Origin of the sequence: Actinoplanes ianthinogenes, assembly GCF_018324205.1 — a bacterium.
Taxonomy (GTDB): Bacteria; Actinomycetota; Actinomycetes; order Mycobacteriales; family Micromonosporaceae; genus Actinoplanes; species Actinoplanes ianthinogenes.
Window position 1 is genome coordinate 7,864,037 of the sequence record NZ_AP023356.1, and the last position, 17,507, is coordinate 7,881,543.

The following is a 17,507-nucleotide window of genomic DNA, read 5'->3' on the forward strand; positions in this document are numbered from 1 at the left end:
GCCGGCTCAGTTTTCCGCTCATGGCGGCGCCGGAGCGCAGCGGAGGTGACGGCATGAGCGAGCTCGGGAGCGTGCTGAGGCGGGTTCGTGCGTTCGCCGGCCAGCTCACGCTGCTCGCCGTGCTCGCCGCGCTGGCCGCGTTCCTGGTCTCCGGCCCGGTCCGGCTGGCCAACGGCCGCACGGACGACGGCCTGCGCGGCGACATCGCCAAGCTGCCCGCCGCCAGCCGCGACCTGACCTACTCCGGCATCCGGCAGGGCGGCGAGCCCAGCCGGGCGGAGGGTTCCGGCCGGTTGGAGCCGATCCATCGGGGTCTGCCCGAGCCGCTGCCCGGGATGGTCGCCGGCTCCTGGTACATCGCCGAGACCGAGCTGTCCTCGATCCGCCCGGCCGGGGTCGAGCCCGGCGAGTGCCCCAACCTTGTCCGGGTGCGCTGGCAGACCGGCTCGAACGGGACCGTCACGATGGTCGACGGCAGGGGACCGAAGTCCGGCCGGACGCCCGAGCTGGTCATCGGGCGGGACGCGGCGGCGGCGCTCGGCATCAAGGTCGGCGACCGGGTCAGCCTCGGCTCCGAGGCGGGCCGCGTCGAGGCGGCCGTCGTCGGCATCTTCACGCCGGTCAACCCGGCCGACCCGATCTGGTCCGACCAGGAGCTCGCCCCGGGCGCCTGCCCCGACCCGCGGGAGGGCCAGCGCAGCGAGGCGGTGCTGCTCACCGACCAGCCCGGCGTCATCAGGATCGGCGCCGCGCTGGCGAACCTGGGCGACCGGTGGCGCTACCGCCTGGACGAGAAGCGCATCACCGCGGACCAGGTGAAGGTCCTGACCAAGGCGGTGGCCACCGCGCGGCGCGTCCCGCCCGAGCTGACCGCCCTGCAGAGCAGCCTGGACACCACGCTCGGCCAGTTCGACGAGCAGGTGGGCGCGGTGCGGGCGCTGCTGGCGGTGGTCCAGGCCGGCATCCTGGCCACCGCGGCCGGGCTGATCCTGCTCGCCGCGCGGCTGATGGCCGACCGGCGGCGGGCCGAGTTCGCGCTGGTCCGGGCGCGGGGCGGGGCGGTACGCACGGTCGCCGGCCGCACCGTGCGGGAGACCCTGACCGTGGTGCCGATCGCGGTGGCCGCCGGCTGGCTGGCCGGCCTCCTGCTCCCCGGCCGGGCCGCGCCCGAGGAGCCGCTGCTCGTGCTGGCGGTCGCGCTGGTCGCGGTGCTGGCCGCCCCGCTCTTCGCCGCGCTCGGCGCCCGGCACCCGGCGTTCTCCGGGCACCGGCCGGACGCGGCCTCGCTGCGGCCGTCGCCGCGCCGGCTGACCGCCGAGGCGTTCCTGGTGCTGCTCGCCGGCGGCGGGATCTACCTGCTGCGGCGGCGCGGGCTGGACGCCGGGGCGGGGGTGGACCCGTACCTGATCGCCGCGCCGGTCCTGCTCGCCCTGGCCGCCTCGGTGGTGGCGCTGCGGCTGGTGCCGTTCCCGCTGCGCTGGGCCGGGAACCTGACCGCCCGGGCCCGCGGCGCGATCGCCTTCCTCGGCCTCAGCGGCGCCGGCCGCGCCCCGCTGCACTCCGGCCCGCTCGCGGTGCTGGTCGTGGCGATCGCCACCGGCCTGTTCACCGGCACGGTGACCAGCACCGTCGGCGCCGCCCGGGACCACGCGGCGGAGCTGGCCGTCCCGGCCGACGCGACGGTCAGCGGCTACCGGTTCGGCCCGGACGTGGCGGACCGGATCGCCGCGCTGCCGCACGTCACCAAGGCCACCTCGATGCTGCTGTACCAGGGCGCCACGGTGCGCGGCGACACCACGCCGCTGCTCACCCAGACCCAGGCCATGGTGGTGGACGCGGCGACCGCCGGGCTGGACCTGCCGGACGTGCTGGTCGGCGCGAAGCCCGGCGGGGCGGCGGTGCCGGTGATCGTCTCGCCGCGGCTCGCCGCGCAGCTCGGCGGCGGCGGCGGGCGGGTCGAGGTGCAGGGCCGGGACTACGCGTTCACCGTCGCGCGCGTCCAGGCGACCGTGCCCGGCCTGAGCACCGAGGCCCGGGACTTCATGGTGCTGCCGCGGCAGGCCATGCCGATCCCGGACTTCCAGCCGATCCTGCCGAACCGGATCCTGGTGGCAGGTTCCGGGTTCGACCCGGAGCGGGTCCGGCAGGCCGCCGACGACAGCCAGCGCGCCCTTCTGGCCGGGCTCACCGGCAAGCAGCAGAAGGACGGGGCGCTGGCGGTTCCCGCGGTGGTGACCACCCGGACCGCCTACCGGGCCACGCTGGAGCAGCGCGGCGTCGACGGCGCGCTCAGCTTCACCTTCGCGGCCGGCATGATCGCCGCGGCGGCGCTGTCGCTGACCGCGGTGGCGCTCGCCGTGCTGACCGGCGCCCCGGCCCGCGGCCGGACGCTGTCCCGGCTGCGGACCATGGGCCTGTCCCCGCGGCAGGGCCGCCGCCTGCTGATCTTCGAGATCCTGCCGCTGATCGGGGTGGCCGTGCTGGCCGGCGGGCTGGCCGGGTTCGTGCTGCCCGCACTGATCGGCCCGGCGCTGGGCCTGAGCGGCTTCACCTCCGGGGTGACCGCCGGGATCACCCTCGACCCGTGGTTCGCCGGCGGTGTCCTGGTCGTCGCGGCGTTCGCCGTGCTGGCCGCGCTCGTCGTGGAGAACATCGCCAACCGCCGCCTGCGCCTGGGCACGGTGCTGAGGTTGGGAGAGGAGCAGTCATGACCGATCTGGCTGATTTGGAGCGGAAGGCGGCGGAACGCGCCGCGGCCCGGGCCGGCGGTCAGGACCGGCTCAGCGGGCACATCGTCTGCGACGGCCTGGTCCGGATCTTCCGGACCGAGGGCGTCGAGGTGATGGCCCTGCAAGGCCTGGACCTGGTGGTCGACCGCGGGGAGCTGCTGGCCGTCGTCGGCGCGTCCGGCTCCGGCAAGTCCACCATGCTCAACATCCTGTCCGGGCTCGACGAGCCGACCGCCGGCATCGCCAAGGTGGCCGGATTCGATCTGCTCGGCATGACCGCGAAGAAGCGCCTCGAATACCGGCGGAAGGTCGTCGGGTTCGTCTGGCAGCAGACCGCGCGTAACCTGCTGCCGTACCTGACCGCCCGGGAGAACGTCGAGCTCCCGATGCGCCTGGCCGGCAACCGCAAGCGGAAGCGGGCGCAGGAGCTGCTGGAGATGGTCGGGGTGGGCGGCAAGGCCGGCCGCCGCCCGGCCGAGATGTCCGGCGGCGAGCAGCAGCGCTGCGCGGTCGCGGTCGCCCTGGCCAACGACCCGGAGGTGCTGTTCGCCGACGAGCCGACCGGTGAGCTGGACGAGGCCACCGCGGACGAGGTGTTCGGCGCGCTGCGCACGGTCAACGCCGAGCTCGGCGTGACCGTCGTGGTGGTCACCCACGACCGGAACGTGGCCGACCAGGTCCGCCGGGCGGTCGCGATCCGCGACGGCAAGACCGCCTCCGAGGTACGCCGTTCCGCCCGGCTCGCCGAGGACGGCACCGAGCATCACGTCACCGAGGAGTACGCCGTGCTGGACCGGGCCGGCCGGTTGCAGCTGCCGGCCGCGTTCGTCGAGGCGCTGAGCCTGCGCGACCGGGTCCGCCTCAACCTCGAACCCGACCACGTCGAAGTCCGCCCGGGGGAGCAAGCATGAGCGTCGTGGAGGTCTCCGGGCTGTCCCGGGAATACGGAACGGGGGAGCGGGTGGTGCACGCCCTCTCGACCGTCTCGTTCAGTGCCGACAAGGGCGAGCTGGTCGCGGTCCGCGGCCGGTCCGGGGCCGGCAAGACCACCCTGCTTAACCTGATCGGCGGCCTCGACCGCCCGACCGCTGGCACCATCGCGGTCGCCGGCCGGGACGTCACCTCCGCCTCCGAGGCCGACCTGCTGGAACTGCGCCGGGACACGATCGGCTTCGTCTTCCAGTCGTTCGGCCTGATCCCGATCCTGTCCGCGGCCGAGAACGTCAGCATCCCGATGCGCCTGGCCAAACGGGACCCGGCCACCCGGGACGAGCGGGTGTCGGTGCTGCTGGAGCTGGTCGGTCTCGGCGGGCAGGCCAACCAGCGGCCCGGCGAGCTCTCCGGCGGCCAGCAGCAGCGGGTGGCGCTGGCCCGCGCCCTGGCCAACGACCCGGACCTGCTGATCGCCGACGAGCCGACCGGCCAGCTGGACTCGGACACCGGCCGGGCCATCATGGACCTGCTCCGGGCCATCGTCGACGCGCGCGGCATGACCGCGCTCGTCGCCACCCACGACCCCAACCTGATCGACCGGGCCGACCGCGTCCTCACCCTGCGCGACGGTCGCCTGGTCGAGTCTCTTTAAAACCTGCTTCGGGTACGACCGGCGCGCGCGTCGCGTCGGTCGTACCGAAAGCGGGTCTTGATCGTGAAAGACGTCGCGTCAGAGCTCGCAGAGCCGCGCGCCGGAGTTCATGGCGGCGAGCTGCGCCTTGAGCGCGGCGGTCCGGGCCTCCGCCTCGGCGATCAGCGTCTCGGCGACCCGGCCCCAGTCGTCGCAGGCGGGATCGTCCGGCAGGCGGCCCAGTATCTCGGCGATCTCGCGGACCGTCAGGCCGACCGGCTGCGCGAGTTTCGCCACCTTGATCCGGCAGGCCGCGGCGTCGTCGAAGCGCCGCTGGTCGCCGGAGGTGCGCTCGGCCCGGATGACGCCGTGCTGCTCGTAGAAGCGGACCGCGGACGGCGCGACCCCGGCCGCCGCGGCCACCTCGCTCACCGTCAGGACGAAACCGGGCGGTGCCTGCGTGACGCTCATCGCCCCATCCTGCCCCGCGCCCGGCTTGACTTCAACATATGTTGAAGGCCGAGCGTGGTCCTCATGACCGACACGAACCTGGCCACCCGGCCCACCGTCCCGACCGATCCGGATCAGCACAGCACCGAGCCGCTGCACCTCGCGGTGATCGCCGGCAGCGTCCGTGACCAGCGAATGAGCCGCGCCGTCGCGGAATGGGCGGCGTTCCGCGCGGCCACCGACCAGGTCGAGGTCGACCTGATCGACTGCGCCGAGGCGGACCTGCCCGACGACGGGGCGCTGCGTCCCGGCGGCAGTTCGCCGTCCGGTGTGGCGGCCCGCATCGACGCCGCCGACGCCTTCCTGATCGTCACCCCGGAGTACAACCACAGCTACCCGGCCGGCCTGAAGCGCCTGATCGACTGGCACTACCGGGAGTGGATGTTCAAACCGGCGGCCATCCTCAGCTACGGCGTGCAGGGCGGCCTGCTCGCCGCCGAACACCTGCGCGGCGTCTTCGCCGAACTCCACGTGGTCACCACCCGCCGTGTCGTCGGCCTGTCCCGCCCGTGGGAGCACCTCGGCCCGGTCGGCTTCGACCCGCCCGCGGCCGGTGGGCGAGGCCTTCGACGCGGCCCTGCACGAGCTCAGCTGGTGGGCGACGACCCTGCGGACCGCCCGGCACGACCGCCCCTACGCCCGATGACCGCCCTCCTCGCAGGCTGCCCCCGGCCAACCCGCTGCCGATGCCGGTTGCGGCCCGCCGGGGTCTGCCTGCCAGGCCACGAGGTTGCCAGCCGGTAGCGGTCGCGGCCGCCGCTCGCGGTCCGCCGTGCGCAGTCCGGCTGGCCCCCATGGCCCTATCCGAGCCGGGCATAGGGCCATGGGGGCCAGCCGGACAGCACGCAGCTGGTCCTGATGGCCCTGTCCGGGTCGGGTATAGGGCGGTGATGGCCAGCCGGATGCACGCGGCTGGTCGTGGTGGCCCTGTCCGGGTCGGGCGTAGGGCGGTGGGGGCCAGCCGGATGCATGCGGCTGGTCCTGGTGGCCCTATTCGGGTCGGGTATAGGGCGGTGAGGGCCAGCCGGACGACACGCGGCTGGTCGTGGTGGCCCTATTCGGGCTGGGTATAGGGCTGTGGGGGCCAGCCGGACGGCATGCGGCTGGTCGTGGTGGCCCTATTCGGGCTGGGTATAGGGCTGTGGGGGCCAGCCGGACGACACGCGGCTGGTCGTGGTGGCCCTGTCCGGGCTGGGCGTAGGGCGGTGGGGGCCAGCCGGACGGCATGCGGCTGGTCGTGGTGGCCCTGTCCGGGTCGGGCGTAGGGCGGTGAGGGCCAGCCGGATGCATGCGGCTGGTCCTGGTGGCCCTATTCGGGTCGGGTATAGGGCTGTGATGGCCAGCCGGACGCATGCGGCTGGTCCTGGTGGCCCTATCCGGGCCGGGCATAGGGCCGTCAGGGCCAGCCGGGGCCTGGACTGTGCCGCGCGAGGCGGGTGTGGCGGTTTCGGGGTTGGGGTTGGGTCAGCGGATCGTGGCCACCCGCGGGCGTCGCCCTGTAGGGGCGGGCGTTCGGGACGCGCCAGCGTCCTGCCCGGCCCGGAAGGGTCCCTGGCGGGAGCGACGATCGGTGATCAGCGCGATCCGAGTCAGCATGATCTTGAACTTGATCTGGGTGGCTGCGCAGCGGACCGGGAGCGACCCGCGACAAGACCGGGGCCGCACCAGACGGTGCGGCCCCGGGGTGAAGCAGGTGAAGCGGACGCTACCCCTTGACGCTGCCGGCGAGGAGGCCTCGCACGAAGTAGCGCTGGAGCAGCAGGAACACCGTGACCGGCACGATGATGGAGACGAACGTGCCGGAGGCCAGCAGGTGCCACGCCGTGCCGCGGGTGCCGGTGAGGTTGGCCAGCTGGAGGGTGATCGGGGCGACCGTGTCGCCGCCGCCGGCGAAGACCAGGGCGACCAGCAGGTCGTTCCACACCCAGAGGAACTGGAAGATGCCGAAGGCCGCGAGGGCCGGGGTGAGCAGCGGCAACATCACCTTGAAGAAGATCGACACGTGGCCCGCGCCGTCCACCCGGGCGGCCTCGATGAGGGTGGCCGGGATCTCCTTGATGAAGTTGTGCAGCAGGTAGATCGCCAGCGGCAGGGCGAACGTGGTGTGCGCCAGCCACAGCGGCCAGAACGTCCCGGCGATCCCGGCTTTCGCGAAGATGGTCAGCAGCGGGATCAGGGTGACCTGGAGCGGGACGATCTGCAGGGCGAAGACCGCGACGAACAGGATGTTCTTGCCGCGGAAGTTGACCCAGGCGAACGCGTACGCCGCCAGGGCCGCCAGCGAGACCGGGATCAGCACCGAGGGGATGCAGATCATCAGCGAGTTGACGAAGTAGGTGCCCAGGTTGACGCCGGTGTCGCTGTCGAAGACCGCGCGGTAGTTGTCCAGCGTGACCTGCGGGTTGGTGAAGAACGTCCACCAGCCGGTCCGCTTGATGTCCATCTCCGGGCGGAACGACGAGAGCAGCAGGCCGAACGTCGGGAGCGTCCACAGCACCGCGATCACGATCGCGGCCAGGGACGCCCACGGCGAGCTGAGCCGCTTTTTCGCGAGGGCCGCCGCGCCCGGGGTCTCAGCCTTGAGCTCCGGAGCGGTCGCCAAAGGGGTGGCCGTCATCATGCCTCCTGACGGACTTGGCGGATGTTGTAGACGATGATCGGGGTGACCAGGACGAACAGCACCACCGCGAGCGCGGCGGCGAGGCCCTGGTTGTCGGCCCGGATCAGCTGGCTGTAGAACTCGTTCGCGATGACGCTGGTCCGGAAGTTACCACCGGTCATCGTGCGGACCACGTCGAAGACCTTCAGCGTGCCGATGGCCAGCGTGGTCAGCACCACGACGATGGTCGTCCGGACGCTGGGCAGCGTGATCTTGACGAACATGCTCCACGGGCTGACGCCGTCGAGGCGGGCGGCCTCGATGATCTCGTCCGGGATCGCCTTGATCGCGGCGGACAGGATCGTCATGGCGAAGCCCGCCTGGATCCAGATGAACACCACGATCAGCAGCAGCGTGTTCAGCTTGGCCGTGTCGGTGATCAGCAGCTGGACCGGCTTGCCGCCGAGCCAGACGATGATCTGGTTGATCAGGCCGATCTGCTTCACGTTCTGCTGGTCGGGGCGGTACTCGTACATGAACTTCCAGATGACGCCGGCGGCGACCATCGAGATCGCCATCGGCAGGAAGATCAGCGCCTTGGCGAACGACTCGAACCGGGACTTGTCCACCAGGATGGCGTAGACCAGGCCGATGCCGGTGGCGACGACCGGGACGATCAGGACCCAGATGATGGTGTTGCCCAGCACGGAGAGCTGGTCACCGTCGGTGAAGATCGTCTTGTAGTTGTCGACGCCGATGAACGCGCTGCCCTGCGCGTCGAAGAACGATTCGTAGACGGTGCGGAGACCGGGGTAGACCAGGCCGACGGCCAGCAGCAGCACGACCGGCAGCAGGTAGAGGTAGCCGACCCAGGTGTCGGAGCGCTTGCCCCGGACTCGGCTGGCGAGGAAGAGGATGACGCCCAGCACGGCGGCGAACAGCAGCAGCGCGGAGAGCATCTGGACAAGTTTTTCAGGGGTGTCGTTTGCGGTATCGAACACGCGACCCGGACCTCCTTCGGTGTTCCGAGGGGAAAGAGGGCGATGGCCGGCCGGGATGCTGGGCGCATCCCGGCCGGCCTCGGAGTAGAACTCAGATCACTTCTTGGGCCATGCGGTTTCGATGTTGTTGACCGTGGTGGTCGTGTCCTGGCCGATGATCCAGGCCGTGGCCTGCTTCCAGAACGCGTTCGAGCCGACCGCGGCGGGCATCATGTCGGAACCGTCGAACCGGAACTGCGCGTTCGGGTCCTGGAGGATCTTCGCGGAGAGCACGTCGATCGGGTTGGTCAGGTTCTCGATCTTCAGGCCCTTGTTGGCGCTGACCCAGCCGCTCGACGCCTTGGCCTTGAGGTTGGCCCAGGTGTCGGTGGACAGGAAGTACTGGAACGCCTTGACCTCGGGACGGTCGGCGAAGGCCAGCACGAACTCGCCACCGCCGAGGACCGGCTTGGTGGTGGCGTCCTTGCCCGGCAGGTAGAACGCGTAGATCTGGCCGTTCTCCGAGATGTCGGTGCCCTGCGGGAAGTTGGCCGCGTAGAACGAGGCCTGGCGGTGCAGCGAGCAGTTGCCCTCGAGGATCTGCAGGCCGGCGTCCTGGAACGTGGTGGAGGCCACGCTCTTGACGTCGCCGAGACCGCCGTTGACGTACTTGTCGTTCTTCAGGTACTCACCGACGGCGTTGAACGCGGCGGTGGACTCGGGGCCGTTGAACGGGATCTCGTGCTTGACCCACTTGTCGTAGGTCTCGGCGCCGGACAGGCGCAGCATGAAGTCCTCGACCCAGTCGGTGACCGGCCAGCCGGTGGCGTCACCGGAGCCGATGCCCGCGCACCACGGCTTGGAGCCGGTGGCGGCGATCTTGTCGCTGAGGGCCTTCAGGTCGTCCAGCGTGGTGGGGACCGTGTAGCCCTTGTCCTTGAAGTCCTTCGGCGAGTACCACACCAGGGACTTCACGTTGGCACCCAGCGGCGCGGCGTAGAACTTGCCGTCGACCGTGCCGTACGCCTTCCAGTCCTTGCCCCAGAACTTGTCGGTGTTGTCCGACACCTCCTTGGGGGCTTCCTTGGCGGCGCCGGTGGCAACCAGCTGCTGGAGCAGACCCGGCTGCGGCACGTACGCGATGTCCGGCGGGCTGCCGGCCTTCGCCCGGACCAGGATCTGCGTCTCGAAGGACTTGTCGCCCTCGTACTTGACCGTGACGCCGGTGCACTTCTCGAAAGGCTCGTACGACTTCTTCTGCGGAGTGTCCTCCGGGGTCACGATGCCGGTGTAGACCGAGACGGTCTTGCCCTTGAGGTCGCCGAACTGGCTGAACACCGAACAGTCGATACCCGCTGACGCCGCGTCGGTGGAACCGCTCGAGTCACTCTTGTCGTCGCCACAGGCAGCCAGGCTGAAGACCAGCCCGGCGCTCAGGGCACCGGCGAGCGCGACTCGCGATCGCGAACTCCCACGTAGACCGAACATGCTGCTCCCTATGTCTTGAGCGCCTCCGGCGTCTGGCGACGCCGCCGTCCGAAGCGCTTCTTGACCAACAGTCAAGAGGTAACCGGCAAGTTGCGCAATGATTTCCCCGTGATCGAGTCGGTAACGATATAGCGGCGACGGGCGCGCACCTTAACCGGTTAAGAAGATTGGCGGAAGGGGCTCCTCTTAGACGCGGGTTATAAGCCGATTTATCCGCACTTCAAGGTCATGATACGGCGGGTGAGTCGGTTTTGTTGAGCTTCGCGGGAACCGGCAGAATCGGCCCTACTCCGCAAAAAGGAAACCGCCGTGGCGGAGAGCCACGGCGGTTGATGGTGCGGGAGGGCGGGGCGGGGGTCAGCCCGCCACGGCGAGGTACTTGTACCCGAGGCGGCGCATCCGGTCGCCGTCGAGCGCGTGCCGGCCGTCCAGCACCAGCGGGTTGCGCATCAGCCCGACGAACTTGCTCCAGTCCAGCTCCAGGTACTGCGCCCACTCGGTGACCAGCACGACCGCGTCGCAGTCGTCGAACACACCGTCGAGGGTCTCGCTCAGGTGCGGGGCCAGCTCCGGCTGCTCGCGGCGGAAGCGCTCGGCCGCGATCGGGTCGTGCAGCCGCACCCGGGCGCCGCGGGCCAGCAGCAGGCTCGCGATGTCCAGCGCGGGGGAGTCGCGCAGGTCGTCGGTGTTCGGCTTGAACGCCAGCCCGAGCAGGCCGATCTTGCGGCCCTTGAGGATGCGCAGCTCGTCCTGGAGGCGCTCCACGGCGATCGCCCGCTGCCGCTGGTTGACGTCGCGGGCCGCCTTCACGATCGGCATCTCGAGGTTGTACTCGCTCGCGGTGGCGACCAGGGCCTTGGTGTCCTTGCCGAAACAGGAGCCGCCCCAGCCCACGCCCGGCTGCAGGAACCGGGAGCCGATCCGCTGGTCCAGGCCCATGCCGCGGGCCACCTCGGTGATGTCCGCGCCGACCTTGGCGGCCAGCTGGCCGATCTCGTTCACGTAGCTGATCTTGAGGGCCAGGAACGCGTTGGCCGCGTACTTGATCAGCTCGGCCGAGGCCAGGTCGGTGGAGACCAGCGGAACCGCGGAGGCGTCCTCCGGTCGCGGCATGAAGGTCGGCGGGGTGAAGGTCTGGTTGATGATCGGCCGGTAGAGCCGGTTCAGCACCTCGAGGCTGCGCGGGTTGTCCGAGCCGATCACGATCCGGTCCGGGAACAGGGTGTCCGCGATGGCGTTGCCCTCGCGCAGGAACTCCGGGTTCGAGGCGACCGCGAACTCGACGCCGGCCGGGCGGTCCGCACGCTGCGCGAACGAGTCGCGCAGGATCGCGTCCACCCAGTTGCCGCTGCCAATCGGCACGGTCGACTTGTTCACCACGACGGTGAACTCGTGGTCCAGCGACTGGGCCACGCTCTCCGCGGCGGATCGCAGGAAGCGCAGGTCCGGGCTGCCGTCGGCGGCCGAGGGGGTCTGCACGGCCACGAACACCACGTCGGCGCCGGGAACCCCCTCGGCGTAGCTGGTGGTGAAGCTCAGGTTGGGCGCCGCCTCGGCGAGCAGCTCCTCCATCCCGGGTTCGTAGATCGGGCACTTCCCGGCGCGCAGCATGTCGACCTTGTGCTGGTCGAGATCCACGCAGGTCACCTCGTGCCCGAGGAAGGCGAGGCTGACTCCGGTGGTCAGACCGACATAACCGGTGCCGACAACACAAACCTTCATGCAATCTCCTCCACCGCTACACGGGGCGGATGTCACGCCGTGTACCGGTACCTATCCCGCCGACTGGCCGCGAGCCGGTTTGCCAGCACCGGCCCACGCGTTCCGCCGAATGATACACAGCTGCCCCTCCAGCACCTTGTCGCTGCTCACGGCGCCTGAGTAGGGGTTTACCCAGGTCACGGAGATCGAATCGCGTCATTCGAGCCCATTGTCGCTCTCCGTAGTGGAGCGGCGACGGGCCCCTGGTGTTTCCGGCTCTTGACAGACAGATGACGGGGACAGACGCTGTGGGAGCGCTCCCAGGTTTACGGACGTCAATGAAAGGTCCCCCATGAGAAAAACCGTCGGCGGCTCCCTGGCCGCCGCCCTGGTTGCCGCCGCCACCGCGGTCGCCGTCGTCTCCCAGCCGATCTCCGCCACGGCTGCCGGCGTCGACCAGTACGCCTGGCGGAACGTCCGGATCGACGGCGGTGGCTTCGTCCCCGGCATCGTCTTCAACCCGGGAGAGCAGAACCTGATCTACGCCCGTACCGACATCGGCGGCGCGTACCGCTGGAACCAGACCGCTCAGAGCTGGACCCCGCTGCTCGACGAGGTGGGCCAGGACGACTGGGGTCACAACGGCGTGCTCAGCATCGCGCCGGACCCGGTCGACACCACCCGGGTCTACGCCGCGGTCGGCATGTACACGAACAGCTGGGACCCGAACAACGGGGCTGTCCTGCGCTCCACCGACAAGGGCACCACCTGGTCGAAGACCGATCTGCCGTTCAAGGTCGGCGGCAACATGCCGGGCCGGGGGATGGGCGAGCGGCTCGCCGTCGACCCGGCGAACCACAAGAACGTCTACTTCGCGGCCGAGGGTGGCAACGGTCTGTGGCGCAGCACGGACTACGGCGTCACCTGGGCCAAGGTGTCGAACTTCCCGAATGCCGGAAATTACGTGCAGGACCCGGCCGACACGAACGGCTACCTGAATCAGAACCAGGGTTTGACCTGGGTGACGTTCAGCGGGAAGCAGATCTACGTCGGTGTGGCCGACAAGGACAACCCGGTCTACCGCTCGCTCGACTCGGGGGCGACCTGGGAGCGGGTGGCGGGGCAGCCGACCGGATACATCGCCCACAAGGGCGTTATTTCCGGAAAATACCTCTTCATCGCGACCAGCGATACCGGCGGCCCGTACGACGGCGCGGCCGGACAGGTCTACCGGCTCGACACGACCACCGGCGGGTGGACGGACATCTCGCCCACCGCCGTCGCCGACCGATATTACGGATACTCCGGGCTGACGGTCGACACCCTGCACCCCGGCACCCTGATGGTGGCCACCCAGATCTCCTGGTGGCCGGACGCGATCTTCTTCCGCAGCACCGACTACGGCGCGACCTGGACCCGGGCCTGGGACTGGACCAGCTACCCCAGCCGCTCCAAGCGCTACACCCTGGACATCTCGGCGAACCCCTGGCTGGACTTCAACAGCACCGCCCAGGCGCCCGAGGAGAGCCCGAAGCTCGGCTGGATGAACGAGTCCCTGGCGATCGACCCGTTCGACTCGAACCGGATGCTCTACGGCACCGGCGCCACCCTGTACGGCACCACCGACCTGACCAAGTGGGACTCCGGCGGCACCATCACGATCAAGCCGGCCGCCAAGGGCATCGAGGAGACCGCGGTCCTCGACCTGGCCAGCCCGCCCAGCGGCGCCCCGCTGGTCAGCGCGCTCGGAGACATCGGCGGCTTCTACCACGCCGATCTGGACACCGTCCCGGCCAACTTCCACGACACCCCGAGCCTGGGCAGCAACACCAGCCTGGACTTCGCCGAGCTGAGCCCGAGCTTCTTCGTCCGGGTCGGCAACGCCGACGCCGCCCCGCACATCGGCATCTCCAGCGACGGCGGGAAGAACTGGTACCAGGGCCAGGAACCGTCCGGCGTCACCGGCGGCGGCACCGTCGCGGTCGGCGCGGACGCCACCTCCGTGGTCTGGTCGCCGGCCGGCGCCGGCGTCCACTACTCGACCACGCGGGGGAGCAGCTGGACCGCGTCGACCGGGCTGCCCGCCGGGGCGATCGTGGAATCCGACAGGGTCAACCCCAAGACCTTCTATGCGTACGCGAATGGCGTCTTTTACACGAGCACCGACGGGGGAGCGACCTTCGCGGCGCAGTCTCTCGCCCTGCCGACGACCGGGCGCCTGCACCTGAAGGCGGTGCCGGGCATCGCGGGTTCGGTATGGGTGGCCGCGAGCACCGGGCTGTTCCGCTCCACCGATTCCGGCAAGACGTTCACCAAGCTCGCCGCGGTCGGTGAGGGCATCAACGTCGCCTTCGGCAAGGCCGCGCCCGGTGCTTCTCACCCGGCGGTCTTCGTGGTCGGGACGGTCGACGGTGTCGACGGGGTCTATCGGTCCGATGACACCGGCACGACCTTTGTCCGGATCAATGACGACAAACATCAGTACGGCAACATGGGTGACGCGCTCGCCGGCGATCCGCGGATCTGGGGTCGTGTCTATCTGGGCACCAACGGCCGGGGCATCCTCTACGCCGACCGGACCGGCCCGGTGCCGTCAGTGTCGTCCTCGTCCTCGTCCCCGTCGCCGTCGAGCCCGTCCCCGTCGAGCCCGTCGCCGTCCGCCTCCTCCAGCTCACCGGCTCCCACCGGCGGCTGCACGGCGACCTACAAGGTCACCGGCTCCTGGACCGGCGGCTTCCAGGGTGAGGTCACGGTGACCAACACCGGCAGCACCGCCACCACCGGCTGGACCGTCAAGTGGGCCTACACCGCCGGTCAGACCGTCACGCAGGGCTGGGGCGGCACCGCCACCCAGTCCGGCACGGCGGTGACCGTCACCAACGCGTCGTACAACGGCGCGATCGCGTCCGGGGCCTCCGCCACGTTCGGGTTCCTCGGCAGCACCACCGGCACCACCAATCCCGTCCCGTCTCCCGTCTCCTGCTCCCGCGTCCCCTAGGAGGACACCCCCGTGAGACAGTCCCATCAGCGTTTCCGACGCAGGACCGCCGTCCTCGGCGTCGCCGTTCTCGGCGCCGGCGCGGCCTTCGTGGCCGGCGGACCACCCGCCTACGCCGCGGCCGGTTGCTCGGTCGTCTACAAGGTGCAGAGCCAGTGGCCCGGTGGCTTCACCGGCGACATCGCCATCACCAACTCCGGTGACCCGCTGACGTCCTGGAAGCTCGAGTACGACTTCCCGGACGCGTCCCAGAAGGTCACCCAGGGCTGGAGCGGCGTCTACGCCCAGAGCGGTCAGCACGTCACCGTGACCAACGCGTCGTGGAACGGCTCGATCGGCACCGGCGCGACGCTGAGCACCGGCTTCAACGGCACGTTCGGCTCCGCCAACCCGGTGCCGGCCGCGTTCACGCTGAACGGGGTGGCCTGCAACGGCGCGACGGCCGCGCCGACCGTGGCGATCAGCAGCCCGGCGGCGAACACCCGGTACACCGGGCCGGCGTCGATCCCGATCGCGGCCACCGCCACCGCGGCGAGCGGGCGGAGCGTGGCGAAGGTCGAGTTCTACCACGACGGCCTGCTGCTCGGCACCGACACGGCCGCGCCGTACGCGTACACCTGGAGCGGGGTGCCGGCCCAGACGGCGGCCTACCACCTGCAGGCCATCGCGTACGACAACGCCGGCACCAAGAGCAGCACCGCCGACGTCCCGGTCTTCGTGGACGCCGCGACCACCCCGTCGATCGTCGCCGACGCCACCTCGGCGACCCTGGAGCCGGGCGCCAGCGGCTCGTTCAAGCTGGCGCTGAGCGCCGCGCCCACCGCGAACGTCACGGTGGCGGTGGCCCGCAGCACCGGCAGCACGAGCGTCACGGCCACCCCGGCCACGCTCACCTTCACCCCGTCGAACTGGAACACCGGCCAGGCCGTGACGGTCGCGGCGGCCAGCTCGGCGGCGGTCGGGGACACCGCCACCATCACGGCGACGGCCAGCGGGTACACCGCGGCCAGCGTCGCGGTGAGCGTGGTCAAGGCGGGCGCCGTGGACGCCCGGTTCACCCAGATGTACAACGACATCAAGAACCCGTCGAACGGGTACTTCAGCCCGGAGGGCGTGCCCTACCACTCGATCGAGACGCTGATCGACGAGGCGCCCGACCAGGGGCACGAGACCACCAGCGAGGCGTTCAGCTACTGGCTGTGGCTGGAGGCCGAGCACGGCCAGGTCTCCGGGGACTGGGCGCCGTTCAACAGCGCCTGGTCGACGATGGAGAAGTACATCATCCCGTCGCACGCCGACCAGCCGACCAACGCCAACTACAACGCGTCGAAGCCGGCCACCTACGCGGCCGAGCACCCGTTGCCGTCGCAGTACCCGTCGCAGCTGGACAGCAGCGTGTCGGTCGGCACCGACCCGCTGGCCGCCGAGCTGAAGAGCACCTACAACACCGACGACATCTACGGCACGCACTGGCTGATGGACGTGGACAACGTCTACGGCTTCGGCCACTGCGGTGACGGCACCAGCCGGGTCACGTACATCAACACGTTCCAGCGCGGCCCGCAGGAGTCGACCTTCGAGACCGTGCCGCAGCCGTCCTGCGACACGTTCAAGTTCGGCGGCCCGAACGGCTACCTGGACCTGTTCACCAAGGACTCGTCGTACGCCAAGCAGTGGAAGTACACCAACGCCCCGGACGCCGACGCCCGGTCGATCCAGGTCGCCTACTGGGCCAACCAGTGGGCCACCGCCCAGGGCAAGCAGTCGCAGATCTCCGGCACCGTGGCGAACGCCGCCAAGATGGGCGACTACCTGCGGTACGCGTTCTACGACAAGTACTTCAAGCAGCCCGGCTGCACCTCCACCTCGTGCGCGCCGGGCACCGGCAAGAACAGCTCCAGCAACCTGCTGTCCTGGTACTACGCCTGGGGCGGCGCCTACGACACGTCGGCCGGCTGGGCCTGGCGGATCGGTTCCAGCACCAGCCACTTCGGCTACCAGAACCCGATGGCGGCGTACGCGCTGTCCAGCACCACGGCGCTGACCCCGAAGTCGGCCACCGGCAAGGCCGACTGGCAGGCCAGCCTGAGCCGGCAGCTGGAGTTCTACCAGTGGCTGCAGTCCAGCGAGGGCGCCATCGCCGGTGGCGCGACGAACAGCTGGGACGGCAGCTACTCGGCGCCGCCGGCCGGCACGCCGACCTTCTACGGGATGTCGTACATCGAGGCCCCGGTCTACGCCGACCCGCCGTCCAACCAGTGGTTCGGGATGCAGACCTGGTCGCTGGAGCGGCTCGCCGAGTACTACTACGCGACCGGTGACACCAAGGCCAAGACCGTCCTGGACAAGTGGGTGCCCTGGGCGCTGGCGAACTCCACCATCACCGCCACCAGCTTCGAGATCCCGTCCGACCTGGCCTGGTCCGGCGCGCCGGCCACCTGGAACGCCGCCAGCCCGGCGGCCAACACCAACCTGCACGTCACGGTGAAGAGCAAGGGCACCGACCTGGGCGTGGCGGGCTCGTACGCCAAGCTGCTGACCTACTACGCCGCCAAGTCGGGCAACGCGGCCGCCAAGACGGCGGCCAAGAACCTGCTCTCCGCCATCTGGACGCACAAGGACGCGAAGGGTGTCTCGGTCACCGAGACGCGCGCCGACTACAACCGGATGGACGACACCTACAACGCCACCACCGGCCAGGGGATCTACATCCCGAACGGCTGGAGCGGCAAGATGCCGAACGGTGACGTGATCAAGCCCGGGGTGTCGTTCCTCGACATCCGCTCCTTCTACAAGAACGACCCGGACTTCCCGAAGGTCCAGGCGTACCTGAACGGCGGAGCCGCACCCACCTTCAACTACCACCGGTTCTGGGCCCAGGTCGACGTCGCCACCGGCTACGCCGACTTCGCCCGACTGTTCCCGGAGGGGTGATCGC

General features: G+C 70.3%; 11 protein-coding genes. 6 read left to right on the forward strand and 5 right to left on the reverse strand.

What is annotated here, in order from left to right:
• Positions 1 to 53: 53 nt before the first annotated feature.
• From Aiant_RS35440 to Aiant_RS35450, 3 genes are read left to right on the forward strand one after another with little or no spacing between them, the layout of a single operon-like run.
• Complete coding sequence (locus Aiant_RS35440) at positions 54 to 2,711, forward strand: FtsX-like permease family protein (RefSeq protein WP_189333989.1); 2,658 nt, start codon at positions 54 to 56, stop codon at positions 2,709 to 2,711.
• The gene (locus Aiant_RS35445) at positions 2,708 to 3,640 is read left to right on the forward strand and encodes an ABC transporter ATP-binding protein (RefSeq protein WP_189333990.1); all 933 of its coding nucleotides are present in this window, start codon (positions 2,708 to 2,710) and stop codon (positions 3,638 to 3,640) included. Before Aiant_RS35440 ends, Aiant_RS35445 begins: the two co-directional genes overlap by 4 nt.
• On the forward strand, positions 3,637 to 4,314 hold the full coding sequence (locus Aiant_RS35450; protein ID WP_189333991.1) for an ABC transporter ATP-binding protein: 678 nt from the start codon (positions 3,637 to 3,639) through the stop codon (positions 4,312 to 4,314). Before Aiant_RS35445 ends, Aiant_RS35450 begins: the two co-directional genes overlap by 4 nt.
• Positions 4,315 to 4,392: 78 nt before the next feature.
• Here the strand turns inward: Aiant_RS35450 and Aiant_RS35455 are convergent, their stop codons facing one another.
• A complete protein-coding gene (locus Aiant_RS35455) occupies positions 4,393 to 4,764 on the reverse strand; it encodes a MerR family transcriptional regulator (protein WP_189333992.1) in 372 nt (123 codons plus the stop codon).
• A gap of 63 nt (positions 4,765 to 4,827) precedes the next feature.
• Between Aiant_RS35455 and Aiant_RS35460 the strand changes: the two genes are divergently transcribed.
• Positions 4,828 to 5,547 (forward strand): NADPH-dependent FMN reductase, encoded by a 720-nt coding sequence (locus Aiant_RS35460; protein WP_229830857.1) that lies wholly within the window; start codon positions 4,828 to 4,830, stop codon positions 5,545 to 5,547.
• A gap of 961 nt (positions 5,548 to 6,508) precedes the next feature.
• Here Aiant_RS35460 and Aiant_RS35465 read toward each other — a convergent pair.
• From Aiant_RS35465 to Aiant_RS35480, 4 genes are all read right to left on the reverse strand, one after another.
• Positions 6,509 to 7,423, reverse strand: a complete 915-nt coding sequence (locus tag Aiant_RS35465; protein WP_425322638.1) for a carbohydrate ABC transporter permease — start codon at positions 7,421 to 7,423, stop codon at positions 6,509 to 6,511.
• Positions 7,420 to 8,361 carry a carbohydrate ABC transporter permease gene (locus tag Aiant_RS35470; protein WP_212847283.1) on the reverse strand — a complete coding sequence of 314 codons (942 nt, stop codon included), beginning with the start codon at positions 8,359 to 8,361 and terminating at the stop codon, positions 7,420 to 7,422. Before Aiant_RS35470 ends, Aiant_RS35465 begins: the two co-directional genes overlap by 4 nt.
• A gap of 138 nt (positions 8,362 to 8,499) precedes the next feature.
• A complete protein-coding gene (locus Aiant_RS35475; protein ID WP_189333995.1) occupies positions 8,500 to 9,870 on the reverse strand; it encodes an ABC transporter substrate-binding protein in 1,371 nt (456 codons plus the stop codon).
• Between the two features lie 357 nt (positions 9,871 to 10,227).
• Positions 10,228 to 11,592, reverse strand: coding sequence for a UDP-glucose dehydrogenase family protein (locus tag Aiant_RS35480; protein WP_189333996.1), 1,365 nt, complete (start codon positions 11,590 to 11,592; stop codon positions 10,228 to 10,230).
• A 331-nt stretch (positions 11,593 to 11,923) separates the two neighbouring features.
• Here Aiant_RS35480 and Aiant_RS35485 point away from each other — a divergent pair, with 331 nt between their 5' ends.
• Both Aiant_RS35485 and Aiant_RS35490 read left to right on the forward strand, forming a co-directional pair.
• A complete protein-coding gene (locus Aiant_RS35485; protein WP_189333997.1) occupies positions 11,924 to 14,569 on the forward strand; it encodes a cellulose binding domain-containing protein in 2,646 nt (881 codons plus the stop codon).
• Positions 14,570 to 14,581: 12 nt separating this feature from the next.
• Positions 14,582 to 17,503 carry a glycoside hydrolase family 48 protein gene (locus tag Aiant_RS35490; RefSeq protein WP_189333998.1) on the forward strand — a complete coding sequence of 974 codons (2,922 nt, stop codon included), beginning with the start codon at positions 14,582 to 14,584 and terminating at the stop codon, positions 17,501 to 17,503.
• Positions 17,504 to 17,507 lie beyond the last annotated feature (4 nt).